18 protein-coding genes are annotated in these 26,511 nt (G+C 72.6%); 10 read left to right on the forward strand and 8 right to left on the reverse strand.

Translation table 11 applies throughout. From position 1 onward, the window contains the following. The first annotated feature begins 446 nt into the window (after window positions 1-446). The gene (locus tag BMZ82_RS29980; protein ID WP_093780536.1) at window positions 447-1,178 is read left to right on the forward strand and encodes a LysM peptidoglycan-binding domain-containing protein; all 732 of its coding nucleotides are present in this window, start codon (window positions 447-449) and stop codon (window positions 1,176-1,178) included. Between the two features lie 392 nt (window positions 1,179-1,570). Beyond that, window positions 1,571-1,786, forward strand: a complete 216-nt coding sequence (locus BMZ82_RS29985; protein ID WP_093780537.1) for an I78 family peptidase inhibitor — start codon at window positions 1,571-1,573, stop codon at window positions 1,784-1,786. Window positions 1,787-1,953: 167 nt separating this feature from the next. Here BMZ82_RS29985 and BMZ82_RS29990 read toward each other — a convergent pair whose 3' ends face one another. After that, on the reverse strand, window positions 1,954-3,009 hold the full coding sequence (locus BMZ82_RS29990) for a phosphatase PAP2 family protein (protein WP_093780538.1): 1,056 nt from the start codon (window positions 3,007-3,009) through the stop codon (window positions 1,954-1,956). 206 nt (window positions 3,010-3,215) lie between these two features. Beyond that, on the reverse strand, window positions 3,216-4,388 hold the full coding sequence (locus tag BMZ82_RS29995; protein WP_177244722.1) for a glycosyltransferase family protein: 1,173 nt from the start codon (window positions 4,386-4,388) through the stop codon (window positions 3,216-3,218). 313 nt (window positions 4,389-4,701) lie between these two features. On the opposite strand from BMZ82_RS29995, the gene BMZ82_RS30005 reads away from it, so the two are divergent. Continuing rightward, the gene (locus BMZ82_RS30005; protein ID WP_093780540.1) at window positions 4,702-6,306 is read left to right on the forward strand and encodes an MFS transporter; all 1,605 of its coding nucleotides are present in this window, start codon (window positions 4,702-4,704) and stop codon (window positions 6,304-6,306) included. A 580-nt stretch (window positions 6,307-6,886) separates the two neighbouring features. Then, window positions 6,887-8,077 (forward strand): acyl-CoA dehydrogenase family protein, encoded by a 1,191-nt coding sequence (locus BMZ82_RS30010; RefSeq protein ID WP_093780541.1) that lies wholly within the window; start codon window positions 6,887-6,889, stop codon window positions 8,075-8,077. Between the two features lie 41 nt (window positions 8,078-8,118). Here BMZ82_RS30010 and BMZ82_RS30015 read toward each other — a convergent pair whose 3' ends face one another. Continuing rightward, the gene (locus tag BMZ82_RS30015; RefSeq protein WP_093780542.1) at window positions 8,119-8,556 is read right to left on the reverse strand and encodes a cell division protein SepF; all 438 of its coding nucleotides are present in this window, start codon (window positions 8,554-8,556) and stop codon (window positions 8,119-8,121) included. A 331-nt stretch (window positions 8,557-8,887) separates the two neighbouring features. Here BMZ82_RS30015 and BMZ82_RS30020 point away from each other — a divergent pair, with 331 nt between their 5' ends. The 6 genes from BMZ82_RS30020 (at window position 8,888) to BMZ82_RS30045 (ending at window position 17,452) form a co-directional block, all read left to right on the forward strand. Continuing rightward, window positions 8,888-10,093, forward strand: a complete 1,206-nt coding sequence (locus BMZ82_RS30020; RefSeq protein ID WP_177244723.1) for a DUF5685 family protein — start codon at window positions 8,888-8,890, stop codon at window positions 10,091-10,093. 146 nt (window positions 10,094-10,239) lie between these two features. Continuing rightward, window positions 10,240-10,839, forward strand: coding sequence for a GTP-binding protein (locus BMZ82_RS30025; protein WP_093780544.1), 600 nt, complete (start codon window positions 10,240-10,242; stop codon window positions 10,837-10,839). 420 nt (window positions 10,840-11,259) lie between these two features. Then, window positions 11,260-13,065 carry an FAD/NAD(P)-binding protein gene (locus BMZ82_RS30030; RefSeq protein WP_093780545.1) on the forward strand — a complete coding sequence of 602 codons (1,806 nt, stop codon included), beginning with the start codon at window positions 11,260-11,262 and terminating at the stop codon, window positions 13,063-13,065. A 39-nt stretch (window positions 13,066-13,104) separates the two neighbouring features. Continuing rightward, window positions 13,105-14,070, forward strand: a complete 966-nt coding sequence (locus tag BMZ82_RS30035; protein WP_093780546.1) for an LLM class flavin-dependent oxidoreductase — start codon at window positions 13,105-13,107, stop codon at window positions 14,068-14,070. Window positions 14,071-14,594: 524 nt separating this feature from the next. After that, window positions 14,595-15,509 carry a S1 family peptidase gene (locus tag BMZ82_RS30040; protein ID WP_093780547.1) on the forward strand — a complete coding sequence of 305 codons (915 nt, stop codon included), beginning with the start codon at window positions 14,595-14,597 and terminating at the stop codon, window positions 15,507-15,509. A 185-nt stretch (window positions 15,510-15,694) separates the two neighbouring features. After that, window positions 15,695-17,452: a hypothetical protein gene (locus tag BMZ82_RS30045; RefSeq protein ID WP_093780548.1), complete on the forward strand. Its 1,758-nt coding sequence runs from the start codon at window positions 15,695-15,697 to the stop codon at window positions 17,450-17,452. 73 nt (window positions 17,453-17,525) lie between these two features. Here the strand turns inward: BMZ82_RS30045 and BMZ82_RS30050 are convergent, their stop codons facing one another. The 5 genes from BMZ82_RS30050 to BMZ82_RS30070 all read right to left on the reverse strand — a co-directional run bounded on the left by BMZ82_RS30050 (window position 17,526) and on the right by BMZ82_RS30070 (window position 26,506). Further along, on the reverse strand, window positions 17,526-18,179 hold the full coding sequence (locus BMZ82_RS30050) for a cutinase family protein (RefSeq protein ID WP_093780549.1): 654 nt from the start codon (window positions 18,177-18,179) through the stop codon (window positions 17,526-17,528). 97 nt (window positions 18,180-18,276) lie between these two features. Next, a complete protein-coding gene (locus BMZ82_RS30055) occupies window positions 18,277-19,551 on the reverse strand; it encodes a helix-turn-helix domain-containing protein (RefSeq protein ID WP_107487699.1) in 1,275 nt (424 codons plus the stop codon). Between the two features lie 152 nt (window positions 19,552-19,703). Beyond that, on the reverse strand, window positions 19,704-20,696 hold the full coding sequence (locus tag BMZ82_RS30060; RefSeq protein ID WP_093780550.1) for an alpha/beta hydrolase: 993 nt from the start codon (window positions 20,694-20,696) through the stop codon (window positions 19,704-19,706). A 21-nt stretch (window positions 20,697-20,717) separates the two neighbouring features. Next, the gene (locus BMZ82_RS30065; RefSeq protein ID WP_093780551.1) at window positions 20,718-24,734 is read right to left on the reverse strand and encodes a type I polyketide synthase; all 4,017 of its coding nucleotides are present in this window, start codon (window positions 24,732-24,734) and stop codon (window positions 20,718-20,720) included. Continuing rightward, window positions 24,731-26,506 carry a fatty acyl-AMP ligase gene (locus BMZ82_RS30070; RefSeq protein WP_093780552.1) on the reverse strand — a complete coding sequence of 592 codons (1,776 nt, stop codon included), beginning with the start codon at window positions 26,504-26,506 and terminating at the stop codon, window positions 24,731-24,733. The genes BMZ82_RS30065 and BMZ82_RS30070 overlap by 4 nt, the downstream gene beginning before the upstream one ends. Window positions 26,507-26,511: the final 5 nt, after the last annotated feature.

Consider the following 26,511-nt stretch of genomic DNA (forward strand, 5'->3'; position numbering starts at 1 on the left):
CACGCTGCACGGCCGACGTAATCGAACCATCCTGCGCACGTGATCACGCTGCGTGCGGAATCGGACACTCCATGTCAAGTAACAGGGAGATTACGGAACTTGGTCCGGTGAACTGACTCACAGTTTGTTCGAGTGGCTGGTCGACAAAACGCGAAATGGGCGGATGAAGTAGGTGGCCGGAATTCGCCGCTACCAACGGTAACCAGTAACTGGCCTGGGAGAACAGGTAGTTGGTTGATAACGGGTCGTCAGGGTCCCTAGATTGCTCCGCCGTGTGCAGCTTGCACCGCTCGGGTACGTCCGCCGGCCGCGCGGAGTCCGGACACAGAGTCCGGAGGACGCGCAGTACGACCGCCGGTGGACGGGGCGGAGCGCCACGACCGCGTGCTTGCGCGGCCGAAGCGCTCCGGCCAGGGGGAAGCCCGGGTCCGTAGAGAGGGATCCACATGTCCGAATGTGCCGATATCCACACCCGCACGTCGTCACGCAGGGCGGCGGTCCTCGCCGGGGCGATACTCCTCGCCCCCCTCGGACTGCTCTCCGCGACCGGCAACGCCGCGGCGGCCGACGGCGGGGTGTGGGACCGCATCGCCCAGTGCGAGAGCGGCGGCAACTGGTCCATCAACACCGGCAACGGGTACTACGGCGGACTGCAGTTCTCCGCCGGCACCTGGCGCGCATACGGCGGCACCGCCTACGCGTCCACCGCCGACAAGGCCAGCAAGGCACAGCAGATCTCCATCGCCGCCAAGGTGCAGAACGCGCAGGGGTGGGGCGCGTGGCCGACCTGCTCGGCGCGCGCCGGAGCGTACGGCAGCGCACCGACGAACGGGTCGAGCGGGACGGGCAGTTCGTCCTCCGGTACGTCGGGTTCCACCGAGTCGAGCTCCTCGAAGTCCTACTCCGGCTCGTCGAAGTCGGGTTCTTCCAGGTCGAGTTCCTCGAAGGGGACGGAGGCGTCGGAGTCGTCGCAGTCGTCGGAGCGCTCGACGAGCGAGACCTCGCGCGGTACGTCCCGCGGTACGTCGCATGGTGACTACACCGTCCGGCAGGGCGACACCCTCAGCACCATCGCGGACCGGCACGGGCTCACCTGGCAGCGGGTGTACGCCGCGAACAAGGCCGTCGTCGGCGGCGACCCCGACCTGATCGTGCCCGGCCAGCGCCTCATGCTCTGACCGTTTCCCCCCCGCGGGACGAGGCGGCCCCATCCGGTGCGGCGACCGGGTGGGGCCGCCGCGGTTGTGCCGGGGGCGTACGGAGGACGTGTGGGGGAGCCGTGCATTTCCTATGGTCCGTCAGGTCGCGCGATCTTGCGTGGATTCGGAATGCGGCGAGGGTCGGGGGAGGTTCTCCGGGCGCTTTTCGGCCGGTTATTCGAGGCCATCGGACGACACGCGGGAATTGCGTTCGAATACGCGCGTAAGGCGTACGAAACCGCTCGTACGTGTGATGGAGTTCGACGAAACGCGTGTCGTGATCCTGTGACAGAAGTGTGACCGGAGTGATCCGCGGCACCGGTCCGGGGGCCGGGGTTCCGAGAGCGCGGCTCGCGGCCTAGCGTGGCCGTATGGCACCGAATCCCACTCCGCCAGCGGAGCCCCAGGACAGTCCGGACGGGTACGTCGGCCTCGAGGCCGCACGGGCCGAGCGGCTCGCGCGTGAACGGGGATGGTCGACGGTGCGCGCGTTGGCGCCCGGCACGATCATCACCATGGAGTACCGCTTCGGGCGGCTGAATTTCGAGGTACGGGACGGACATGTGGCCCGCGCCTGGAAGGGCTGACAGGCAATCCCCGTAGGCGCTACAGGCGCTACGGCTGCTAGAGGTACTCGGGTACGGCGAAGGCCCCGGTTCCTGGAATTCATTGCTCCAGGGGCCGGGGCCTTTCGGGTGCGGGACCGGGTTGTGCGTACCGGGGTCCCGCCGTTGTGGGGCAGGGTTCGTGCAGGTCAGCCGCCGGTCAGGGGGCGGGCCGGGGCCGGGGTCGGTGCCGTGCGCGGGAGGCGGTCGGCGTGCGGTGGGCGGCGGCTGCCGACCGGGGTGACCGGCGTGCGCTCCGAGCGGGTCGTGTGCGGGCCGGGGGCCAGATACACCGGCGCGCGCGGCGCACGGGCCGGAGCGACCGGCTCATGGGCGGCCGGAGCTTCCTCCTGGACCATCGCGCGCGGCTTGAGCGACACGGGTACGGCGACCGGAGCGGGGGCGGGAGTGGGGGCCGCCGGAACCGGGACAGGGGCCGTGGCGGAGCGGCGCTCGCGCCGGCGGTCGCGGAGGGCGAAGATCGAGACCTCGGCGCGGGCGATCAGCGGCTCGCACCAGGGCAGCGCAAGCAGGACCAGCAGACCAGCCGCCCAGCCGAGCACCACGTCGCTCAGCCAGTGCGTACCGAGGTAGACGGTGGTGAGGCCGACGCCGAGCGAGACCACCGCGGACACCGCGGACAGCCAGCGGCGAGCCCTCGGCGTGGAGGCCAGATACGCCAGGATTCCCCAGGTCACGACGGCGTTGGCGGTGTGGCCGCTGGGAAATATATCGCCGCCCAGGCCCATCTCGTTCGAACCGATGGTCGTCGCGTAGTGCGGGCCGAGCCGGCCCATGCCGAGCTTCGCCGCGCCGACGGTGATGTTCAGCAGCAGCAGCGACGCGCCCAGGGTGAGCATCGGGCGCAGGGTGTGCTGCCGCCAGGAGCGCCAGCCGAGCCAGGCGGCGACCATCACGGCGGTCGGGCCACGCTGGCCCAGCACCACGTAGTAGTCGAGGAACGCGTGGATCTCGGGCCACTGCTGGTACGGCCGGAAGAACATGACCTGCCAGTCGAAGCGCACGAGCCACGAGGTGATCACCACGAGCCACACGATCGCCAGGTAGAAGGCCAGGGTCAGGGCGAGCAGGGCGACCCGGTGCCTGCTCATCTTCGGCACATCGATGTGGGCCGGTCGTTCCGGCTCACGGTCGAGCCTCGCGAACACCCGGTCCAGACGGGTGAGGTTTTGTTCGGTACGCACCTAAACGACGTTACAGCGAGTGAGCTCAGGACCCGGCCGATTCCGCCGCTTTGTGATGACGATGTGATGTGGGATTGCTCTCAGAACGGTGTTTATCCCTCTGGAATCATTATTCGTCGAACGCCGTTTCCTTCAATTCCTTTGATCATTCCAGGGGATAGTTTTAGGGAACTTATGAAAGGTTTCACTGAAAAGCAGGAGTCCTCTTACGGAGGACCGGAGCCGTTCAGCCACCACGCGCCGTACCCGGCCGAGGCCACCGCGACACACCCCAGCAGCAGCGCCGCCCTGGACGTCCGCAGCCGGGCCAGGGCCAGAGCGGCGGGCAGCAGCAGCGGGAACGCGGGCAGCAGCAGGCGCGGCTTGGAGCCGAAGTAGCTCGACGCGCACAGGGCCAGCGCGAGGACGACACCCCCGTACACGAGCAGCGGGAGCGGCTGACGCTGCCGTACGCAGGTGACGTACAGCCACAGCAGCAGGGCGACGCCGACGACGAGTCCGAGGCCGGCGAGGGCCGACGGGAAGGACGTGAACTTGGCGGCGACGAAGCGGGCGAAGGCGTACCCGCCGTCGAAGCCGTTGCGCCAGCCCGCCTGGACGTCGAGGTAGCCGAGCGGACCGTGGCCGGTGCGGTGGCCGACCCACAGGACGTAGCCGGCCGCGCCGAGGGGGGCGAGGAGCATGCCGAGGGCGCGCCGGTGGGAGGGTGCGCCGGGTGTGGACGTCGCGGAGGAGTTCCCGTCGCGGAGGGAGGGCGTCATGGCGGCCGCCCATACCGCCGCGACGACGGCGAGTCCCACCGGGCGGGTCAGGCCGGACAACGACGCGAGGGTTCCCGCGGTCACCCAGCGGTCGGTGAGCACGGCGTACAGCGACCAGGCGGCCAGCGCGGTGAACAGCGACTCGCTGTACGCCATCGACTGGACGATCCCGACGGGCAGGACGGCCCACACCAGCACCGCGCACACCCCGGCCCGGCGCCCGTAGACGTGATCGGCGACCGCGAAGATCCCCCAGGCCGCGGCGAGCGAGGCGAGCAGGGACACGACGAAGCCGGCGTCGGCGTACGACAGCGGGGTCGCCGCGTGCAGGAGCCGTTCCAGCCAGGGGAGCAGGGGGAAGAAGGCGAGGTTGGAGTGGATGTCGCCGTTCGGCAGCCGTACCTCGTAGCCGTATCCCAGCTCGGCGACCCGCGTGTACCAGAGGGCGTCCCAGCGGGCGGTGAGCAGGGTGAACGCGTTCTTGTCGCGGGCGGCGCTCCACAGGGCGAGGGCCAGCAGGCCCAGGGCGCGCACGGCCGCGTACCCCAGAAGGGCGGGGGCCGCCCGGCGCAGGGTCGCGGAGCCGGGGGGCGTCGCGCGTGTCTCAAGATCGGTCACAGGCTCGATTATCGGCGGGGACCGACGGAGCGTGTGGGGCGCGTGCGGGGGCGCGTGTGAAGAGCGGTGCGTGGAGTGCCGGGGGAGTGTCTGGGGTGCGTCTGGAGTGTGTCTGGGCAGTGGTGTACGCCACATGGGTTGCCCGTGGGGTGTGAGAGGTCCGCCACGTGGCCCAGGCGCGAACTCGCGTACGCTGCGTTCCACTCGTGTTCGTTTGCGCGGGCCGGAGACCACCGCTCCTCTCCGGCCGAGTCGCGGGGAGTCCCCACCCCGTGAGCCCGCCGGACCGAGGGATCACCTGGGAGGTACGTACATGTCCTGGACGACCACGGCCGCCGTTCTCGGGTTGCGCCGTCGGGCGGCCGGGGCCGGTGCCAACCGGTGGGTCGTCCTGGTGGTGCTGTGCGTCAGCCTGCTCCTGGTCGCCGTCGACGCGACCGTGCTGCATGTGGCGGTGCCCGCCGTCACCGAGGACCTGCGGCCCGGCGCGATCGAGCTGCTGTGGATCGTGGACACGTATCCGCTGGTCTGCGCCTCGCTGCTGATCCTGTTCGGCACGCTCGGCGACAAGGTGGGCCGCCGCCGGATCCTGCTGCTCGGGTACGCGCTGTTCGGCGTCGCCTCCGCGTTGGCGGCGTTCGCCGGGAGCGCGCAGACGTTGATCGTGGCGCGGGCGCTGCTGGGCGTGGGCGGCGCGATGATCATGCCGGCGACGCTGTCGATCCTGCGGCAGGTGTTCCCGGACCGGCGTGAACGGGCGCTGGCGATAGGCATCTGGAGCGCGGTGGCCGCGGTCGGCGCGGCGGTGGGTCCGCTGCTGGGCGGCTTCCTGCTCGAACACTTCTGGTGGGGCTCGGTCTTCCTCGTCAACATCCCGCTGATGCTGGTCAGCCTGCCGGTGGGGCGGCTGCTGCTGCCCGAGTCGCGCGGCGCGGGGGACGGCCCGTGGGACGTGGTCGGCGCGCTGACGGCGGCGGCGGGACTGTTCGCCGTCGTGCTGGGCGTGAAGCGGCTGGGCGGCGGCGAGCTGGGGCCGTTCACGATGGTGCCGCTGCTGGTGGGCGCGGTGCTGATCGTGTTGTTCGTACGACGTCAGCGGCGGCGCGTGCATCCTCTGGTGGACCTGCGGATGTTCGGGCGGCCGGCGTTCAGTACGTCGGTGGGGTGCATCGTGCTGGCGATGCTGGCGCTGGTCGGCCTGGAGCTGATCGCGGCGCAGTACTTGCAGTTGGTGCTGGGTCTTTCTCCCCTGGAGACGGGGCTACGACTGCTGCCGCTGACGATCGCCGCGATGGCGGCGGGGCTGGCGGGGGCGCGGCTGCTGCGGCGGTTCGGGCCGCGGCGGATGGTGTGCGGGGGGTTCGTGCTGACCGCGGTCGCGGTGCTGACGCTCACCGCGATGGGCGGGTCGGACAACGCCGGGCTGTTGCTGTTCGGGTTCGTGCTGCTGGGCTTCGGGCTGGAGACGACGTTGTTCGCGGCGTACGAGTCGATGCTGAGTGAGGCTCCGCCGGAGCAGGCGGGTGGGGCGGCGGCGATCGGGGAGACGTCGTACCAGTTGGGGGCGGGGATCGGGATCGCGTTGCTGGGCAGCGTGATGAACGCGGCGTACGTGCCTGGGCTCGCGTCGGTGCCGGGGGTGCCGGCGTCGGCGTCGGCCGCGGCGGGGCATTCGCTGGGCGAGGCTTACGAGGTTGCCGGGCGGCTCGGGGGGCCGGCGGGGGGTGCCCTGCGTCGGGCGGCGCGGGATTCCTTTGTGCACGGATTGCATGTGACGTTGCTGGTGAGTGCGGGGTTGTTGTTGCTGGGGGCGGTGATGGCGGTGCGGTTGCCGAGGGCGATGCAGGGTGAGGCCGCGTCCGTGGAGGTGCCGGTCCCGGGGCCCAGGGAAGTCACAGAGTCCCGCGTCTCGGTGTAAATCTCCCACCCACGCACCACCCGTGACTGTTGGACGAGAGGTGAGCGTTGCCCGCGGCGGCGCGCCACCGTTCGCGGCTCGCGGCTCGCGGCTCGCGGCTCGCGGCTCGCGGCTCGCGGCCTGCGGCCTGCGGGGCCGAAGGGGAGTGAAGGGGGGGTGAGGTGTGTGTTGGGCGTGTGTCGGACTGGGGGTATGAGGCGTGCCTGGCGTGGCAGGCACGGACCTGGCGTGGCGTGGCGGGTCGGCGTGGGCTGGTGTGTTGGGCGTGTGGGACTGGGGGTGTGGGGCGCAGGCCCGGTCTGGTGGGTGCGGGCCTGGCGTCGTGGGCCCGTGTGGGTCTGGTGGCGTGGGTGTGCACTCGGCGTGTGCCGGGCTGGGTGTGTGGGGTGTGGGCCCGGCGGGGCTGGCGTGGGTCTGGCGTGGCAGGGTCGGCGTGGGCCTGGCAGGTGGTGGGCTGGTGGGGGTGGCGTGTGCTGGGCGTGGTTCGGGTGTACTGGACGTTGGCGTTGGTGGGTCGTAACGTCGGGTGGGATATTTGACTAACGGTGCTAGTTTTTGGTTTCTGTCGGAGGATCTTTTTATGTCCGCGTCCTCGAAGTTGCCGGCCTTCGATCCCGTTGATCCGCTGGGGATCGACGATCTGCTGGAGCCGGAGGATCTTGCGGTCCGGGATACCGTGCGGCGGTGGGCGGCGGACCGGGTGTTGCCGTATGTCGGCGAGTGGTACGAGAGCGGGGAGTTGCCGGTCATCCGGGAGCTTGCGCGGGAGCTCGGGGGGATCGGGGCGCTCGGGATGTCGCTCGACGGGTACGGATGCGCGGGCGCGAGCGCCGTGCAGTACGGGCTGGCCTGTCTCGAGCTGGAGGCCGCCGACTCCGGCATCCGCTCCCTCGTCTCCGTGCAGGGCTCCCTTGCCATGTACGCCATTCACCGCTTCGGCAGCGAGGAGCAGAAGCAGGCCTGGCTGCCGCGGATGGCCGCCGGTGAGGTCATCGGGTGCTTCGGGCTCACCGAACCCGACCACGGCTCCGACCCCGCCGGCATGCGGACGTACGCCAAGCGGGACGGCTCGGACTGGGTGCTCGACGGCCGCAAGATGTGGATCACCAACGGGTCCGTCGCCGGCGTCGCCGTCGTGTGGGCGCAGACGGAGGGCGGCATCCGCGGCTTCGTCGTGCCCACCGACACCGCCGGGTTCAACGCCCCCGAGATCAAGCACAAATGGTCCCTGCGGGCCAGCGTGACCAGCGAACTCGTCCTCGACGGCGTGCGGTTGCCCGCCGACGCCGTGCTGCCGGAGGTCACCGGGCTGCGCGGGCCGCTGAGTTGTCTGTCCCACGCGCGCTACGGGATCGTCTGGGGAGCGATGGGCGCGGCCCGCTCGTGTTTCGAGACCGCGGTCGAGTACGCGAAGACCCGGGAGCAGTTCGGGCGGCCCATCGGCGGATTCCAGCTCACTCAGGCCAAGCTCGCCGACATGGCGGTCGAACTGCACAAGGGCATTCTGCTCGCCCATCATCTGGGGCGGCGGATGGACGCCGGCCGCCTGCGCCCCGAGCAGGTCAGCTTCGGCAAGCTCAACAACGTACGGGAGGCGATCGAGATCTGCCGGACCGCCCGCACCATCCTCGGGGCGAACGGGATCTCGCTCGAATACCCCGTCATGCGGCACGCGACCAATCTCGAGTCGGTCCTCACCTACGAGGGCACGGTCGAGATGCATCAGCTCGTGCTGGGCAAGGCGCTCACCGGACTCGACGCCTTCCGCTGACCCGGCCCAGGGCCGAGGCAGGGCCGGTGAGCGGCCCTGCCTCAGCTCTGGTTGAAGAAACCGTCCGCCCGATGCGCGGACGGGTCTCCGTTCACGATCTCCGTGTTGGCGGGGGTCAGCAGGAACACCCGCGTCGACACCCGCTCGATCGAACCCCGCAGGCCGAAGATCAGCCCGGCCGCGAAGTCGACGACGCGCTTGGCGTCGCCCGCCTCCATGGCGGTGAGGTTCATGATGACCGGCACGCCCTCGCGGAACAGCTCACCGATCGCCCGTGCGTCCCGGAAACTGTCCGGGGTGACGGTGCCGATCCGGCGGCCCTTCTCCTCGGCCGTGTCCGTGGCCACCTTTACCCGAGGGTCGGTGACCCAGGCGTCCCCGGAGTCGGTCCCCTCGGAATAGTCGTCGTCGTAGTAACGCTCGTCATCGTTGTCGTCGACGAGGCCAAGCCAGGCACTCGCCTTGCGCACCGATCCCATGGACGCCTCCTCTCACAGCGGTCACAGCGGTCTTTCTGCTATCCGCATTCCCCATGGTCGTCCATGATGCGGAGGTCGCGCCAAGTGGATAGACGCCGCGCGGGGGGTTTGTGACGGTACTGGTGCACAGCGAATACGTCGAGAGCCCGCGCCCCCCAAGGGTCGTGCAGCGTACGGCTGCTGACTGTGAGTGAAATATGATTCTTTGTGGCGGATGGGTGACGTACGGTGCGTCCGGGTGAACCGAACACCTCCTTACGGCCTCCTTCCGGCCTGACAATCGGTCGATAACATGCGGCAGCTCAATGTCCCAAGGACGACGGGGGTTGTCGTGTTCGGAATCGTCAGGCCGTGCGGTCATCGGCTCGGTGCGGGTCTCAAGACCCAGTGGATGGCGCACTTGTGCGGGCTCTGTCTCGCGCTGCGCGGCGACCACGGGCAGTTCGCGCGGGTCGTCACCAACTACGACGGGCTGCTCATATCGGTTCTGACGGAGGCTCAGGCCGAGCGGACCGCGGCCGACGGGTGGCGGCGCACGGCCGGACCGTGCCCGCTGCGCGGGATGCGCACCGCGTCCGTCGCGCAGGGCGAGGGCGCGCGGCTCGCCGCCGCCGTCTCACTGGTGCTCGCCTCGGCCAAGGTACGCGACCACGTCGCCGACCGGGACGGGCTGCTGGCGCGGCGGCCGGTCGCCGTCGCCGCGCGCAGGGTCGCCGCGCGCTGGGGGCGGGCCGGGGAACGCGGCGGGGCCGCCGTCGGGTTCGACACCGCCGTCCTCGTCGACGCCGTGGAGCGGCAGACCGGCGTCGAGGCGCTCGCCGGTCCCGGCACCTCGCTGCGAACCGTCACCGAGCCGACCGAGACCGCCACCGCCGCCGCGTTCGCGCACACCGCGGTCCTGGCGGGCCGGCCCGGCAACGTCGTGCCGCTCGCCGAGGCCGGCCGCCTCTTCGGACGGCTCGCGCATCTGCTGGACGCGGTCGAGGACCGGGCGGCGGACGCGGCGGCCGGTGCCTGGAACCCGCTGACGGCCACGGCCACCCCGCTCACCGAGGCCCGGCGCATCGCCGACGACGCCCTGCTCGGCATCCGGCTCGCCCTGCGCGACATCGAGTTCGAGGACGGCAGGCTGGCACATCTGCTGCTCGCCCACGAACTGGAGCGGTCGGTGGACCGGGCGTTCGGCACGTCCTCGTGTGGCCACGCGCACGCCCCCGGGCCGCAGGGAGCCTTCGGGCCGCCACCCACCGGGCCGTACGTCACCCAGGGACCTCAGGGACCTCAGGGACCCCAGGGGCCCCATGAGCCTCAGGGGCCCGGGGGTCCGAACGTGCCCGGCAAGCGGGGCTTTCTGGCCGGGTGTGCGGTCGCGCTCGGGCTGTGCTGCACCTGCCAGGTGTGTTGCGCCGACGAGTTCGAGGGGCCGTGGTCGAGGAAGAAGCGTGAGGGATGGTGCCGCGACGGCTGCGACTGTGACTGCGGCTGCTGTGAAGCGTGTGAGTGCTGTGAGTGCTGCGCCTGTGACTGCTCGTGCTGACGCGCCGTCATATGCCGTGCGTACGGGCTCATCACGTGCCGTGTGTAGGCGCTCATCGTCCGTGGCGGGCGTCGGCGTGGTGAGCGGTGGGCCGCCCGGGGACGTATCTCCCGGAGAGGACGCGGATGTGCGAAAGGACACGGATCATGCCCGGTCGCTCTGACAACATCGTGCCGCTTGCCGTGAAGATCGTGGTGAGCGGGGGGCTCGGGGTCGGCAAGAGCACGTTCATCGGGGCCGTCTCCGAGATCGAGGGGCTCGACACGGAGGCGGCGATCACCCAGGTGTCGGTGGGGATCGACTCGCTGGAGGGCGTCGAGTCCAAGACGGCGACCACCGTCGCGCTCGACTTCGGGCGGATCTCGTTCGACCGGTCCATCGCGCTGTACCTGTTCGGGACGCCCGGCCAGGACCGCTTCTCGTTCCTGTGGGACGACCTGGTGGAGGGCGCGCTGGGCACCGTGGTCCTCGCGGACACCCGGCGCATCGAGGACAGTTTCCCCGCCGTCGACTACTTCGAGTCCCAGGACGCGCCGTTCGTCCTCGCCGTGAACCGCTTCGACGGGGCCGAGCGGGTCGAACTGGACGAAGTCCGGGAGGCTTTGGGGCTCAGCGCCGACGTGCCGGTGCTGGAGTGCGACGCGCGGGAACGGGGCTCGGTGCGCGATGTGCTGGGTGCCCTGATGGACCGGGTGGTCGGGGCGCGCGCCGTGCCCGGGCGTCGGGCGGCGGTGGCACCGGGCTGAGGGATGACGCTGGGGACGGGGATGGGGGTGGGTGCGAGGGGAGGGGGTGCGTGAACGTGCGGGTGTGAAGGCGGAACTGGTGAGGGAGAACGCGAAAAGGCGCCCGGAACGCGGGCGCGCAGTGGGTCAGCTCAACAGGAACAGGACCACACACGACCGAAGTCGATGTGGGAGCGGGTGACCAGCCACTGCTGCGCATACATGCGCCCAGTGGAACAGGTCTTCGGATACCCGTCAACCGATGTGAGACCGACGGCCCACAGTCCGGACAGCTCACAGTCCGGACAGCCTTGACAGTGCGGGGAAACCCCCGCGTACTCTCGCTGCACGGCCCTGCTGAGGGGCTCGGCCGTGATCTCCCGCCGTGCGAAACCGTGCGAACCGTGTGCAAGGCACCCACCCGTGTCACGGAGTCTTCGCATGCCTTCCGAGCCCCCTGCCCCGGCCGCCCCGGCAGTCCACCCGACGAGACGGTCTCTCGTGATCGTCGGAGCCGGGCCGCGCGGGACCGGTCTCATCGAGCGGATCGCCGCCAACGCGCCCGAGCTGTACGCCGGTTCGGGCCTCGACATCCATCTCGTCGACCCGTATCCGCCGGGCGCCGGGCGCATCTGGCGGGCGGCCCAGTCGCCGCTGCTGTGGATGAACTCGCACGCCGAGGACGTCACCATGTTCACCGACGACACGGTGCGGATGGACGGACCCGTGCGACCCGGCCCCACGCTGCACGAGTGGGCCGGCCTCGCCGGGCGTACCTTCGCCGACCGGCAGTTCCAGGGCTCCTACCTGCGCTGGGTGCACGAACAGGCCGTCGCCGCCCTGCCCCCGTCCATCGCCGTCCGGCACCACCCATGCCGCGCGCTGCGGGTGAGCGGCTCCCGCGAGGGACGTCAGCAGGTGTGGCTGGAGGGCCGCGCCCGGCCCCTGCCCGCCGACCTCGTCGTCCTCGCCCTCGGCCACCTCGACGCCGAACTCGACGACGAGCAACGTGCGTTGGCGGCGCACGCGCGGGAGCACGGCCTCGTGCATCTCCCGCCGGACTTCACCGCCGACAGCGACCTGTCCGCGCTGCGGCCGGGCGAACCCGTCCTGGTGCGCGGCTTCGGGCTCGCCTTCGTCGACCTGACGGTGCTGCTCACCGAGGGGCGCGGCGGACGCTACGACGGGGACGGCACCTACCTGGCCTCGGGGCGGGAGCCGGTGCTGTACGTCGGTTCGCGGCGCGGAGTGCCGTACCACGCGAAGATCGGCTACGACTGGACGGGGGAACGGCCGCCGCTGCCCCGGTTCCTGGGGCCCGCCGAGATCGACGGGCTGCTCGCGCGGCCCGGCGGCGTCGACTTCCGGCGGGACGTGTGGCCGCTGGTGGAGAAGGAGTTGGGCTTCGCCCACTACCACCGGCTGTTCACCGCGCACGCCGAGCGGACCGCGATGGCCTGGACCGACTTCGAGGAGAAGTACGCGGCCGCGTCCGGGGGAGTCGAGCGGGAGGCGCTGGTCGCGTCCGCCGTGCCCGACCCCCGCGACTGGCTCCAACTGGGCGCGCTCGACCGGCCGTTGACCGGGGTGACGTACCAGTCCTTCGAGGAGTTCCAGGAGGGCCTGCGCGGGTACGTCGAGGATGATCTGAGTCGCCGTCACGATGCCGACCACAGTTCGGACTTGGCCGTGTTTCTCGGACTGCTGTCCGTCTACGGGCAGTTGATCCGGCTCGGAGGCATCGGGTCGTGGTGGCACGGGTTCTTCAGCTACCTGGCCTCCGGGCCGCCCGGGCCCCGGCTGCGGCAGTTGCTCGCGCTGTCGCGGGCGGGGGTGGTGAAGTTCGTCGGCGCGGACATGGCCGTACGCGCCGAGGACGGTGTGTTCCGGGCGTCGAGTGCGACCGTGCCGGGGTTCTTCGTCGAGGCGCGGGCGCTGGTGGAGGCCCGGCTGCCCGCGCCGACGGTGCGGCGCGCCCTCGACCCGCTGGTGCGTGAACTGCACGCCGACGGCGCGGGCGAGACCCCGGACGGGCTGCTGCGGGTGGACCGCGCCGACGGGCGGGTCCTGGACCGGGCCGGCCGCCCGCACCCACGGCGCTTCGCGCTCGGGCCGCACACCGACGCGCGTACGCCGGGCGCTTTCACCCGGCCGCGCACGGGCGGGCCCGCGTTCCGGCAGAACGACGCCACCGCGCGGGCCGCCCTGGTGTTCCTGCGGGACCTGGGCACCGACGCCGTCGGGTGAATCCCCTCCACTTCGAAGCGTCACAGAAAGGGTTCTCCCATGACCTCATCGCCCGGCCGGGGCCTGCTGCATCTGGCCGCCGCCGTCGACCAGCCAGGGGTGCACGACTCCGGTGCCGACGCTGACGCCGGTGCCTACGTCGAGGCGGCGCGGCTCGCGGAGCGCGGCGGGCTCGACTTCGTCACGCTGGACGACACCCTCGCCCGGTCAGGGACGGAGAGACGGGCCGGTGCGGCTGCCGTGCTCGCGCGGGTGGCGTCGGTCACGCACCGGGTCGGGCTGGTGCCCCTGCTCACCGTCACCCGCGCCGAGCCCGTCCGCGTGCCGGCCGCGATCGCCGGCCTCGACCGGGTCAGCCGGGGCCGGGCCGGCTGGCGGATCGACGTCTCCGACGGTGCGGGGGCGGTGTGGCAGGAGGGGGAGACCGGTGAAGTCGCCGATGTGGCGGGGCAGTTGTCGGGCGGTCGGGAGGGCGGTGCCCAGGCCGGATCTCCGCAGGGGCACCCGGTGCGGGTCGTCGGCGCTGCCGAGGGAGCCGCTCTGGCCGCCGCCCGGTACGCCGACGTGGCCCTCGTCCGGGCGACGAGCCTGGCGCAGGCCCGTGCCGTCCGTGACCGGTTGCGGTCCGACGCGGCCGGGTGCGGGCGCGACCCCGACTCCCTGCGGGTTCTGGTGAGTCTGCTGATCGACCTCGGCGACGGTGAGTGCGCCGCCGTACCCGGCCACGGCGGAGGCGGCCCCCGGCAGACCGTGCGAGGCCCGCTCTACCGCGGCGGGCCGGTCGACCTCGCCGACCTGATCGCCGCCTGGCACCGGGGCGGGGCCGCCGACGGCTTCCACCTCACCCCCGTCGAACCCCGCCGCGACCTGGAACGCCTGGTCAACGGCACGGTCGCGCTGCTGCAACACCGTGGCCTGTTCCGCACCTTCTATCCCGGCAGCACACTCCGCGAACACCTGGGGCTGGGCCGGCCCGCCGAACGGTACGCGGGGGGAGCGGCATGACCTCCCCCGGCACCCCGCCGCCCCGGTCCGGCGTCGCCGCCCGTTCCGTCCTCGTTGCTCCAGGCGTGTGGCGTGTCCGTACGGCATTCGAGGGAACTGTTGCGCGCTCGCTCGAACGGTGGCGGGCGGACTGTCCGGACGGTCGGCTTCCGGACAGGCGGTGTTCCGCGCCCCGGCGCACCCGCCGCGGACGGATGCACGACGCCTCTCTTCGCGCTGTCTCTTCCCGTCGCCGGGGAACACCTGTGACGTGGTGGTCGAGGCAGAGAGGCGGAGCCTGGTCTGAGCTGGGGCGAGAGGAGTGCACGAGGGTCGTGGGCGGGCTCAAGTCGCGCGGTTCGTTCACGGTCTGACGGCCGAAAGGCGCCCTTGCGCCGACCGTCCGTTCGGCCGAATACTCCCCCTCAGCGCTTGTCAGGGCCACGGCGTGTCCGGAATTTCGGGCGAACGTCGGTCCTGGCTGCGCCTCACCGGCCCCGACCCCACACGACGGGCCCCCGACTTCCCCTGGGAGGGAACGAAACGTGAGGATCAAGCGCACCACCCCCACCACCCCCACGCGTGGCATCTCGAGACGGACCCGGCTGACCGCCGTCGTCACCGGACTCGTGGCCGCCGCCGCCATCGCGACCCCCCACGCGAGCGCGGCCGACGACACCGCCACCTTCAGTACCGCGCAGCTCAAGAGCGCGAGCGCCGCGGTGCTCGCGGCGGACGTCCCGGGCACCGCCTGGGCCGTCGACAGCAAGAGCGGGCGTCTTGTCGTCACGGTCGACAGCACCGTGTCCGACACGGAGATCGCGCAGATCAAGGAGCAGGCGGGCAGCAACGCCGGCGCGCTCACGATCAAGCACACGCCCGGCAGGTTCAACAAGCTGATCGCCGGCGGCGACGCCATCTACGGCGGCGGCTACCGCTGCTCGCTCGGCTTCAACGTGGTCAGCGGCAGCACCTACTACTTCCTCACCGCCGGCCACTGTGGCGAGGTCGCGTCGACCTGGTACTCCAACTCCGGGCAGTCGACCACGCTGGGCACGAACGTCAGCTACAGCTTCCCGACCAACGACTACGCGCTGGTCCGGTACACCAACACCTCGGTCACCAAGTCCGGTACCGCGGGCAACACGGACATCACCAGCTCGGGCACGCCCAGCGTCGGCACCACGGTCTACCGTGACGGCTCGACCACCGGCATCCACAGCGGGCGCGTGACCGCGCTGAACGCGACCGTCAACTACGGCAGCGGTGACATCGTCTACGGCATGATCCAGACCAACGTCTGCGCCGAGGGCGGTGACTCGGGCGGCCCGCTGTACTCGACCAGCGGTATCGCCTACGGGCTGACCTCCGGTGGCAGCGGTGACTGCACCTCCGGCGGCACGACGTTCTTCCAGCCGGTGGCGGAGGCCCTGAGCGCCTACGGAGTCAGCGTCTTCTAGTCGTAGTCTTCCGGTCGTCGGTCCACAGCACACCGGCGAGCCCCTGTACGCGATCCGGCGTGCGGGGGCTCGTTGTCGTCCGGGGCCGGAACCCGTTCGTCCGGGGCTGACAAAAGCGTCGGCCGGGGCTGCGTACTTGTGAGCACTGCCCGATCACGTGGGCTCGACGGTCCTACGGTCCGGCTATGAACACGAGTCGCAGCAGAGGAACAACCGCGAAAGCACTGCGCGGTGCCGCGCTGGCGGTGCTGCTGATCACCGGCACCCTCACCGCGGCCGCCCCGAACGCCCAGGGGGAGACCGGGAGTTCGGGGCGGACCGCGAGTGCGGGGAGGACCGAGACGCCGGTGGCGTCGACGAGTCCGGTCGTCGGGGTGACCGAGTCGGTGGTGCGGGTGAAGGCGCCGTTGCCGGTCTCCTTCGGAGCGCGTCCGGCGGCGTGCGACTGGCTGTCGTACCTGCGCTACCGCTCCGTCGACGGCCCGGTGGCGGCGGCCGACGCCGACCGGATACTCGTCGCCCAGCCGGGCATCCTGGAGGGCGCCGGGGCGTTCGACAGCGTCGCCCGCAACACCGTGGCACGGGCCGCCGCGCAGGGCCGGCACATCGAGTTCTGGGCCCTGGACCGGCGCTCCAACTGCCTGGAGGACCACGCCGGCATCGACTCCGGCGACCAGCACACGGCCGTCGACTACTACTACCGCGGCAAGCCGGTCGGCGGGCGGGCCTTCGCCGGGTTCGTCGGCAACGACCGGCTGGGATGGCTGGCGAGGCTCGGCATCGAGCAGACCGTCCGCGACCAGTACGACCTGCTCGTCGCCGAACTCCCCGACCAGGGGCTGCGGGAGCGCAAGGTGCTGTGCGGCGGGCACTCGCTCGGCGGGGTCGTCACCGGGTACTTCGCGACCGCCGACTTCGACGGGAACCGCGCCACCACCGCCGACGCCGGCTACCGCCAGTGCGCAGGCTACTTCGCCCTCGACACCACCGTCTCCACATCGCTCGCCGACCTCAGCGGCAGCATCCCGGACGACACCAACCTGCCCGACACAGGCCTCGGTTACGGCGTCGTACAGGCCGGGCTCGACAGTGGTGTGCTGCCGCGTTCGCTGTCCGCGCCGGTGCTGCTGAACCCCGCGACGATGACGCTGCTGGCCATCGCGGGGCTGGGCGCCGTACAGGATCCGGGGGCCGAGGCCGACCTGCCGTCCTATCTGCCCGCCGACCTCAACATCGAGGCCACCAACCGGTTCCTGTTCTCCAAGGACACCGCCGCCTTCCTCACCGGCTCGCCCGCCGTGAAGGACTTCCGGCTCACCAACGCGGCGGTGCTGGGAGCGCTGCTGGACGACAACTCCGTACCGCTGGCGTTCCTGCAGAGCAGCGTCGGCTTCTTCGACGGCGGGCCGGTCGCCGACAAGAGCTTCCCCGTCGCCAACGGCGGCGACCAGCAGCCGGGACTGTCCGGCGTCGCGTACAAGGCCATCCCGGACCGGCCGCACGGGCCGCTGTACACCTGGCGCGACTACGACCGGGTCGGCGACCCCGACGACCCGGGGTACCGGTCGGCCGACGGTACGCCCTTCACGGGTGCCGACAAGGAGGTCACCGACCTTCAGGAGCTGGCCCGCAGTCTTGCCCAGCAGCCGTTGGACTTCACCGAGCAGTACTTCCCGACGAAGCTCGTCACCGACCTCGAACTGGCCACGTCACCGCAGGTGAAGCGGCTCGTCGCGCACCCGGAGGGGCTCACCGCCCACCCGACGCTCACCGTCCTCGCGGGCGACGGACTGCTCGCCGGGCGCATCCCGGCCGACCTGCACCCGGTGGTCGCCGACGGCTACCAGCACCTCGACGTGCTGACCGCCGCGCCGGTGCAGAACAACGGCCGGCCCGAGCCCGTGTCGAGTGCCCTCACCGAGTTCGCACGGGACCCCCGGTAGCAGTACCCGTGCGGAAGAAGGGCCCGGGAGGAGATCGAGCTCCTCCCGGGCCCCGCCACGCTTGAGTCGCGGCTCAGATCCTGGCTGCGGCGAAGACGGCCGCCGCTTCGGCGTTCACGGTGTAGCCGAGGTGGGCCGGCGCGTCGCCGCCGCCGTTCTGGCAGATCGGGTCGCCCTGGGCGCAGAAGTCGATCGTGCGGCTCTGGTAGACGCCGGTGACGCTCTTGCCGAGGGCCCGGATCGGGTTGCCGAACAGCAGCACCGCGGCGACCCTCGGTTCCAGGGCGGCGGGGATGGTGGCGACGATGGGGCTGCCGACCACCGCCCCGGCGCTGCTGATGCCGATGGAATTGTCGACGACGTTCGCGCCCTGCGAATAGCCGACGAGGACGAAACGCTGGTTCGGACAGGCGGACGCCTGTCTTTTGACGTGGTTCACCAGATCCGCGTTGCCCTGTGCGGCGGAGGTGAGGGAAAGGTCCGCGGGATAGTCCACCTTGTGACTGGAAAGGCGTTTGCCCCTCAGTTTCCGCTGGAGCGCGGAGTGGACCGGGTCGCCGACGATCAGGCCGAGTGCGCCCGGTTCGAAGGTGCCGCGGGCCGCCACGACATCGATGTCCGAGCAGACGGCGGATTGCGCGGCGGCCGATGCCGTGGGGGTGGTGACGGTGGCCAGTCCGGCCCCGCCGAGCAGGGTGAGCGCGGCAAGGCATGAGCGAGTACGCATGGGGATCCCTTTTGTGGGTGGTGCGCTGTGCAGCGCCCGAGGGAAAGGACATCCCGAACTTATTCGCGTTCTCTGACCGAGTGTTATGGACGAGAATTCAGAAATCCCCGGCTTTTTGTTGCCTGTGTGAGCGGAGTTCCTCGGCGCGCAGGGCCAGGATGAGGTCCAGGCGGGCGCCAGGGTCGTGGAGCGCGTCGCCGAACAGTTTCTCCAACTGGCGCAGGCGATAACGGACCGTCTGCGGGTGGACGTGCAACCGGGTGGCGACGTCCGGCACGTTGCTGCCGGCGAGCAGCCAGGCCAGCAGCGTCTCGGCGAGCCGGGGGCGCTGACCCTCGGACACCGTGTCGAGCGGCGCGAGGGCCCGCGCCGCCAACTGGGCGAGCAGCGGCTCGTCGCCGTGCAGCAGCAGGGTCGACAGATGGTCGGCGCAGCGCACCACGCCCTGCCGGGGCAGTACGCCACGGCCCATCAGCCCCAGCGCCCGGGTGGCGCAGTGCAGCGACTGCGCGGCCTCGACGAGCGGGACCGTCGGGCCGATCGCCGCCGGACGCCCGCGCAGCGCGGCGGCGAACGCCCGCCCGCCGAAATGGCCCGAGCCGTCCGGGTCGGGCACCAGCATCCGGGGCGGCCGGGACTCCATGTCCACCAGCGCCCCGCCCGCGCCGAGCGGCAGCTCCCCCTCCCGTGTTCCTTCCCGCGCCCCTTCCCGTTCCTCGTCCCGCTGTTCCGTGGCGGACGCGAGGGCGACGACCGCGACGTGCCGGGGCACCGGCCACCGGGCGGCGTGCGCCAGGTCCTGCACGGCGTCCAGGGACACCGGGCCCTCGCCCAGCAGCAGGTCGAGCAGCCGTCTGCGGCGGCGTTCCAGCTCGTCCGCGCTGTGCGGGCGGGCCTCCGCGTAGCCGGCGGCCGCCGCTTCGGCCACCTCGTGGACGGTCCGGAACGCCAGCTCGCCCAGAGCCGACACGACCGTGGAGTCCAGCCCGAGTTCCTCCGCCGTACGGCCCAGCAGCCGCCAGGCGTGCAGCCCTCCGACGCGCAGCGCGGACTGCAACGTGTCCAGGCTGCGGCCGTCCAGGGCCGCGCTGCGGCCGAGTTCGTAGTACGTCGCCGCGATCGCGTCCCCCGGACCGCGCGGGTCGGCGATGTGGTCGACGAAGAGGGTGAGGGCCTGCACGACCCCGCCTCTGAGCTGCCTGTGCTCCGTCCCGTCGGCCGGCCGCGCGTACTCCGGGACCTGACTGCGCACCTCCGCCTCCACCTCGTCGGCGACGGCCTCGAGTTGGGCGCGCAGCAGCTTCGCCAGGTCGGGCGGGACCGGGGAGGCGTCGGGGCCCTCCGGTGGACCGTGTGGGGTGGGGGAGGCCACGGCGGACCCTGCTTTCATCCGGAAGCGGCTCACCCGTGGGCCGTTGACCGTGGGGCGAGGGGACAGTCCCGTGTTTGACGGACGTCCCCTGCGCTCCGTTCCGTGCCCCGACGTTCCGTGTCCCGGTGTGCCGTGCCCCGACGGTGTCGGCGTCACTCCGGGACCCCCAGGGCACGGGCGAGCATCGGCCACGACGCGGTGAACTCCTGCTTCCAGTATGTCCAGTTGTGTCCTCCTCCCGCGTAGTAGTGGGTGGTGACGGGGACGCGGAGCAGCGCGAGCGTGTCGGTGAACGCGTGGGCGGAGGGCCACAGGGCGCTCTCCAGCACCCCGGGCAGCCAGTCACCGCTGCCGCCGCTGCCGCCGCCGGAGACACCGCTGCCGCTGGAGACGTACAGGCCGGTGCCGCGCAGCCCCGCGGCCCGGGTGCGCGGGTTGAAGTCGCGCCAGGTGAGGAGGTTCAGCACCGGGTTGCCCCAGAGGGACGGCGGCCGCAGGTTCTCGCGGGCGACGATGGCGTCCACGATCGGCGGTACGCCCGGTGCCATGGTGTCCAGGACGCCGCTGTAGGAGGCGGCCGCGGCGTACGTCCCCGGGTGCCGTGCCGCGTGCGCCATCGCGCCGTAGCCGCCGGTGGAGACTCCGGCGACGGCCCGCACACCGGAGGCCCGGTACTGCCGGGCGAGCAGCGCCGGGACCTCCTGGACCTGGAAGGTCTCGTAGTCGGGGCCGGCGCGCCAGGCGGTGGGGATGCCGGTGGGGCCCGCGTCCGGGATCGCCACGATCAGCTCCCGGCCCTCGGTGAAGGCCTCGATGTCCGTCTCGCGGGTCCAGGAGGTGTAGTCGTCGTGGGCGCCGTGCAGCAGATACAGGACGGGATAGGTCCGCGCGGCCTCGCTGTCGAAGCCCGACGGCAGGATCAGCCGTACCGGGGCGCTGCGGCCGAGGGCCGGGGACGACACGGTGACGTCCAGCGTGCGCGGCCCGAGCCGGGCGACGGCATCGGCTGTGGCGGCCTTGGACGGGGCGGCCTCGGCGGCCTCGGCTGCCGTTGCGGATCTGGCGCCTAACAGCGCGGTCAGGCCGACGGCCGTCGCGGCTTTGGCGGCGGTGCGGCGGGACACTCCGTTGGTGGGGTGGGACATGGCGACTCCTCGTCGTCCGGGTCAGCGGCTGTGCTCGGCGAGCGCCTGCCGCAGATGGGCGGCGATCTCGTCGACGTGCGGCGGGTCGAGCAGCGACAGATGGTGTCCGGCGACCGGTACGACCGTCAGGCGCGGGCACACCTCGTCCCAGCCCAGCGTCTCGTCGTCCCGCTGGTAGGCGGGGTCGGACACGGTGTGCGGCGCGGGCTCGGCGGCCCGGTACAGGACCACCCGCCCGTCGTAGGTCCCCGGGCGATGGGCCTCGCCGATCCTGAGGTCCAGGTAGGACGCGCGCTGGTGTTCCAGCGCGGCGGCGGGCACGTCGGCGGCCTCGCGCAGGGCCCGCAGCACGGCGTCGATCCGCTCGCCGTCGTCCGCCGTCGCGACGAGCTCGTCGTAGGGCAGCTCCAGCCGGACCCCGTAGGCGTCGGCGACGTGCTGGGCGAAGCCCGTGAAGTGGGCGCGGATCCGGTCGGCCGCGCTCACGCCGGGCAGCGGGAGCGGACGTACGGAGTCCAGGAGCACGACCAGCTCCACGTCCCGTCCGGCTGCGGCGAGTTGCCGTGCGGTCTCCTGGGCGACGAAGCCGCCGAAGGACCAACCGCCCAGCAGGCAGGGCCCGTCGGGGTGGACGGCGGCGATCGTCTCGGCGTAGCGGCGCGCTTTCCCGGTCACCGTACGGGCCTCGTCGATCCGCTCCAGCCCGAACACCGGCCGGTCGCCCCCGAGTCGGTCGACGAGCGCCCCGTAGACGCCGGTCGTGCCACCGGCGGCGTGCAGGAGGAAGAGCGGGGCCCGTGCGCCGGTGGTGGCGTGCAGGGTCCGTAGCGGGGAGTCCGGCGGCGGGGAGTTCAACTCCCGCTCATGGAGCGCCCGTTGGAGGTACTCGGCCGCGCTCTCGACGGTGCCGGCGCTCAGCAGGGTGCGGAGGGGCAGTTCGATCCCGAACTCTTGCTCGACGGCGGTGCGGATGCGGACGGCCAGCAGGGAGTCCAGGCCGAGATCGGTCAGGGCGGTGGCGGGGGTGACGCGGGCCGCCGGATGGCCGGTCACGGCGGCGATGTGGAGGCGCAGCCGGGTGGTGAGGGAGAGGTCCTCGTCCGGTGCCTCCGGCACGTGAACGGCCGGAACGGGTACGGCTGTCGGGCGCCGGTCCGTCCACCAGTGGCGTACGTGCCGCCAGCGCGGTGCGGGCAGGTCGATGACCTGGCCGGGCGGGGGCGGCAGGTGTCCGCCGGCCGTGTACAGGGCTCCCACCCGCGTGCGGAACGCCGCCGAGTCGTCGGCGTCGTGGCGCAGCGTGCCGAGTGCGACCGCGCCGGGCGCGGTGTCGGTGACGGCCCGGGTGAGGACCGGATGGGGCGAGATCTCGACGAAGACGGTGTGGCCGTCGGCCGCGGCGGCGGCGACGGCCCGGTCCAGGCGCACGGGACGGCGCAGGTTCGCGGCCCAGTGCGCGGCGTCGAACACCCCGTCGCCGCGCGGGTCGTCCAGGACGGTCGAGTACACCGGGACGTCCGGCCGGCCGCCCCGGACGTCGGCCAGGGCACTGGTCAACTCCGGGAGTAGCGGGTCGACTTGGGGGGAGTGTCCGGCGCCGACGACCCGCATGAGGCGGGCGGCCCGGCCCCGCAGCTCCAGCCCGTGCACCAGCCGGGACACCGCCGCCTCCGTCCCGGTGACGACCTTCTGGCCGGGCGAGGAGTGCACGGCGACATGCACCCCGGGGAACTCCCCTTCCAGGGTGTCGAGTTCGTCGTCCTCGAGGTCGACGACTGCCATCGCGCCGCCCCGCAGCCCGCTCAGCAGCCGGGCCCGCACGGCGATGACCCGGGCCGCGTCCGACACGTCCAGCGCGCCCGCGCACACCGCGGCGGCCACCTCGCCCACCGAGTGGCCGATGACGGCGGCGGGCTCGAGACCCTGGGCACGCCACAGCTCGGCGAGCGCCAACTGCGTCCCGAACAGGACGGGTTGGGTGATCTCCAGCCGGTCGAGGGCGGCCCCCGACGCCAGGTGGTCGTACAGCGACAGCCCGCATTCCGGGGCGAGTTGGGCGTCCAGCTTCTCCACGGCGGCGGCGAACACGGGCTCCTCGGCCAGCAGTCGGCGCCCCATGCCGGCCCACTGGCTGCCGTACCCGGAGAAGACCCACACCGGCCCGCGCCCGGCGAGCGGACGGTCGTCGGTGACGACCTGGGGGTGCGGGTGGCCCTGTGCCAACGCGGCCAGGGCGTCGGCGAGTTCGGGACGGTCGCGGGCGACGACGGCGGCCCGCACCGGGCCGCGCCCGGTCCGTCCGGCGAGGGTGCGCGCCACGTCGGCGGGGTGCGCCGCACTCCCCTCGGGCGTCCGGAGCCACTCGGCCAGCCGGGCCGCGGTGTCCCGGACGCGTGCGATGTCGACGTCGGAGAGGAGATGGAGCCGGGCGGCCGGAGTCGAATCGGGAGCCGGAGCCGGGGGCGGGGGCGTGCCTTGGCGCCATTCCTCCAGTACCGCATGGGCGTTGGTGCCGCCGAACCCGAACCCGGAGACCCCGGCGGTGGCCGTGCCGCCGTAGCGGGGCCACGGCTCCGCCTCGGTCACCACCCGCAGCCGTACGTCGTCGAGCGCGCTGCCGTCCGCGCAGTGCAGGGACGGCGGGACGAGGTCGTGGTGCAGCGCGAGCACCGTCTTCACCAGCCCGGCGATACCCGCGGCGGACTCCAGATGGCCGAGGTTGCCCTTGACGGAGCCGAGCAGCAGCGGCTGGTCGGGGTCGCGGCCCGCGCCCAGCACCGCGCCGAGAGCGCCCGCCTCGATCGGGTCGCCGAGCGGGGTGCCGGTGCCGTGCGCCTCGACGTGGTCGACGTGCGCCGGGTCGAGCCCGGCCCGTGCGTAGGCGGTGGCCAACAGGGCTTGCTGGGCTGCCGGGTTGGGGGCCAGAAGGCCGTTGGAGCGGCCGTCGGAGTTGACGGCCGTGGCCCGGATGACGGCGAGGACGCGGTCGCCGTCGCGCTCCGCGTCGGACAGCCGCTTCAGCAGCACGGCCGCGCAGCCCTCGCCGCGCCCGATGCCGTCGGCCGCCGCGGCGAACGGCTTGCACCGGCCGTCCGGGGCGAGGGCGCCGGCCCGCCGGAACGCGACGGTGACGGCGGGGGAGAGCAGCACGTTGACCCCGGCGGCGATCGCGGTGTCGACCTCGCCCGTGCGCAGGCTGACACAGGCGTGGTGCACGGCGACCAGCGACGACGAGCAGGCGGTGTCGACGGCCATGCTCGGCCCCCGGGTGTCCAGCACGTACGCCAGCCGCCCCGCCGTCACGCTCAACGCCCCGCCGGCCGGCGCCCAGGGGTCGACGGCGTCGGGGTCCGCGCCGGTCAGCGCCCCGTACTCGGGGGCGGAGACGCCGACGAAGACGCCGGTGGCGGTGCCGGCGAGGGAGGCGGCGGGGACGGCCGCGTGGTCGAGGGTCTCGTGCACGACCTCCAGCAGGATCCGCTGCTGCGGGTCCATGACGGCGGCCTCGCGCGGGGTGATGTGGAAGAAGTCCGCGTCGAACCCGGCGATGTCGTCGAGGTAGCCGCCGTGCCGGGGCGCTTCGGCGGGCGGGAAGGCGGTGAAGTCCCGCCACCGGTCCTCCGGGACCCGCCGGATCGCGTCGACGCCCTCGCTCAGCAGCCGCCAGTAGTCCCCCGGACCGTGCACACCCCCCGGCAGCCGGCACCCGACCCCGATGACGGCGACGGGCTCCCCGTACGGCACGGGCTCACCCGGCGGTCGGGGCGCGGCCCGGGGAACGGCCCGCGCCCCCGCGTCGCTGTCGCACAGGTGCGAGACGAGGGCGTCGCCGGTGGCCGCCTCCCACAGCAGTGTCGAGGGCAGTTCACGGCCGGTGGCCGAGGACAGTTCCCCGGCCAGGACCAGCGCGTCCCGCGAGGACATGCCGAGCTCCGCGAGCGGCCGGTCCATCGGGACGTCCGCGCCGGGCGTGCCGTTCCAGCCGGCGACCCGCTCGGCGATCAGCCGGCGCAGGGCGCCCTCGTCGACGGCGTTCACCGCGCGCTCCCCGCCGCGTAGCCGCCCGTCAGATACCGCTCGCGGGTCAGCGCCCGGGACACCTTGCCGCTGGAGGTACGGGGCACCGCGTCCGGGGGCACGAGGACGACGTCGGCGAGCCGCAGCCCGTGCCGGGCGGACACGGCCGCCCGGACCGCGCGCACCAGGTCCGGTACGTCGATCTCGGCGAGGTCCGCGGTCCGTATGTGCTCCGCCACGACGGCCACCCGCTCGCCCACGCCCTCGCCTTGGCCCTCGCCCGTGCCCTTGCCGTCTTCGCCCGGCACGGCGAAGGCGGCGAGCCGGCCGCGCCGTACCGCCGGGTGCGCGTCCTGGACCGTCGCCTCCACGTCCTGCGGATAGTGGTTGCGGCCGTCGACGACGATGAGGTCCTTCAGCCGGCCGGTGACGATCAACTGGCCGTCCAGGACCGTCCCCAGGTCACCGGTGCGCAGCCAGCCGCCGTCAGCGCTGTCGAGTGTGGCGTCGAAGACGCGTCGGGTCGGCTCCTCCTGCTGCCAGTAGCCGCGCCCGACGTTGGGGCCGCGCACCCAGATCTCACCGACCTCCCCCTCGGACAGGGCGGCACACGACCCGGGATCGGCGATGCGGAGCTGCTGGCCGGCTGGCGTACCGCAGCCCGCCAGCAGCACGGCCCCGGCGTCGTCGGGCCGCGCGGGCAGGGCCTTCCCGGCGGCCAAAGCGTCACGGTCGAGCGCGAACCGGCGCAGCGGCTGCCCGGGCCGGGCGGCGCTGACGAAGACGGTGGCCTCGGCGAGCCCGTACGACGGACAGTGCGTGTGCGCCGCGAGTCCCTGGCCTGCGAAGGCGGCGTGGAAGGCGTCGGCCGTGCCGGGGCGGACCGGCTCGCTGCCGTTGATCAGCGCGGCGACCCCGTGCAGCCGCAGGGCCGCCCGCTGCGCGCCGGTGACGGCCGAGACACAGTGGTCGTAGGCGAAGTTCGGCGCGGCGCTCAACGCGTGCGGGTGGGTGGCGAGCAGCCGCAGCCAGCGCGCGGGCTCCTGCATGAACGCGGCCGGGTCCATGAGCACCGACAGCAGCCCCCGTACGACCGGGGCGGCGACGCTCAGCACGAGCCCCATGTCGTGGTAGAGCGGCAGCCAGCCCACGCAGGTCACCGGCCGCTCGTCGGCACCGTAGGCGGTCAGCGCCTGATGGGCGTTGGCGACGACGTTGGCGTGCGTGATCTGCACGCCCGCCGGGGTGCGGGTCGAGCCGGAGGTGTACTGGAGGTAGGCGACCGCGTCGTCGTCCGGCGCGACCCACCGCAGGTCGTCGGCGGCGGTGTCGGGCACGAGGTCGGCGGCGACCACCGGCACCCCGCTGCCCGCGCAGAACTCCCGCACCTCGTCGAGGGCGCCGCTCGTCGTCACGACGGCCGCCGGCCGCGCGTCGGCGAGCACGGCCGAGAGCCGGTTGCCGTGCCCCGGCAGCCCGGGCGGGAACAGCGGTACGGCGACCAGCCCGGCGGTCAGTGCCGCGAGGAACGCGGTGACGTACTCGGGGCCCTGCGGGCACAGCAGCGCGACCCGCTCGCCGGGTTCGGCCGTCTCGGCGAGCCGCCCGGCCAGCGCCCGTACCCGCAGGTCAAGGCGGCTCCAGGTCAGGGTCCGGTGGACGCCCCGCGCGTGCGGTGAGGGGTGGTCGACGAAGGTGAGCGCCCGGCGGCCGGGGGTGGTCTCGGCCCAGTGCCGCACGTACTCCGGCAGGCTGCGGGGCACGGGCGCGAGCGGGGGGTGGGGGGTGTCCATCGGGG

Source organism: Streptomyces sp. yr375 (assembly GCF_900110755.1).
Taxonomy (GTDB): domain Bacteria; phylum Actinomycetota; class Actinomycetes; order Streptomycetales; family Streptomycetaceae; genus Streptomyces.

Excerpts from the sequence above, each read along its gene's own strand:
- BMZ82_RS29980 (WP_093780536.1), top strand. The coding sequence starts at position 447 with ATGTCCGAATGTGCCGATATCCACACCCGCACGTCGTCACGCAGGGCG.
- BMZ82_RS29985 (WP_093780537.1), top strand. The coding sequence starts at position 1,571 with ATGGCACCGAATCCCACTCCGCCAGCGGAGCCCCAGGACAGTCCGGAC.
- BMZ82_RS30005 (WP_093780540.1), top strand. The coding sequence starts at position 4,702 with ATGTCCTGGACGACCACGGCCGCCGTTCTCGGGTTGCGCCGTCGGGCG.
- BMZ82_RS30010 (WP_093780541.1), top strand. The coding sequence starts at position 6,887 with ATGTCCGCGTCCTCGAAGTTGCCGGCCTTCGATCCCGTTGATCCGCTG.
- BMZ82_RS30015 (WP_093780542.1), bottom strand. The coding sequence starts at position 8,556 with ATGGGATCGGTGCGCAAGGCGAGTGCCTGGCTTGGCCTCGTCGACGAC.
- BMZ82_RS30025 (WP_093780544.1), top strand. The coding sequence starts at position 10,240 with ATGCCCGGTCGCTCTGACAACATCGTGCCGCTTGCCGTGAAGATCGTG.
- BMZ82_RS30030 (WP_093780545.1), top strand. The coding sequence starts at position 11,260 with ATGCCTTCCGAGCCCCCTGCCCCGGCCGCCCCGGCAGTCCACCCGACG.
- BMZ82_RS30035 (WP_093780546.1), top strand. The coding sequence starts at position 13,105 with ATGACCTCATCGCCCGGCCGGGGCCTGCTGCATCTGGCCGCCGCCGTC.
- BMZ82_RS30045 (WP_093780548.1), top strand. The coding sequence starts at position 15,695 with ATGAACACGAGTCGCAGCAGAGGAACAACCGCGAAAGCACTGCGCGGT.
- BMZ82_RS30050 (WP_093780549.1), bottom strand. The coding sequence starts at position 18,179 with ATGCGTACTCGCTCATGCCTTGCCGCGCTCACCCTGCTCGGCGGGGCC.
- BMZ82_RS30060 (WP_093780550.1), bottom strand. The coding sequence starts at position 20,696 with ATGTCCCACCCCACCAACGGAGTGTCCCGCCGCACCGCCGCCAAAGCC.
- BMZ82_RS30070 (WP_093780552.1), bottom strand. The coding sequence starts at position 26,506 with ATGGACACCCCCCACCCCCCGCTCGCGCCCGTGCCCCGCAGCCTGCCG.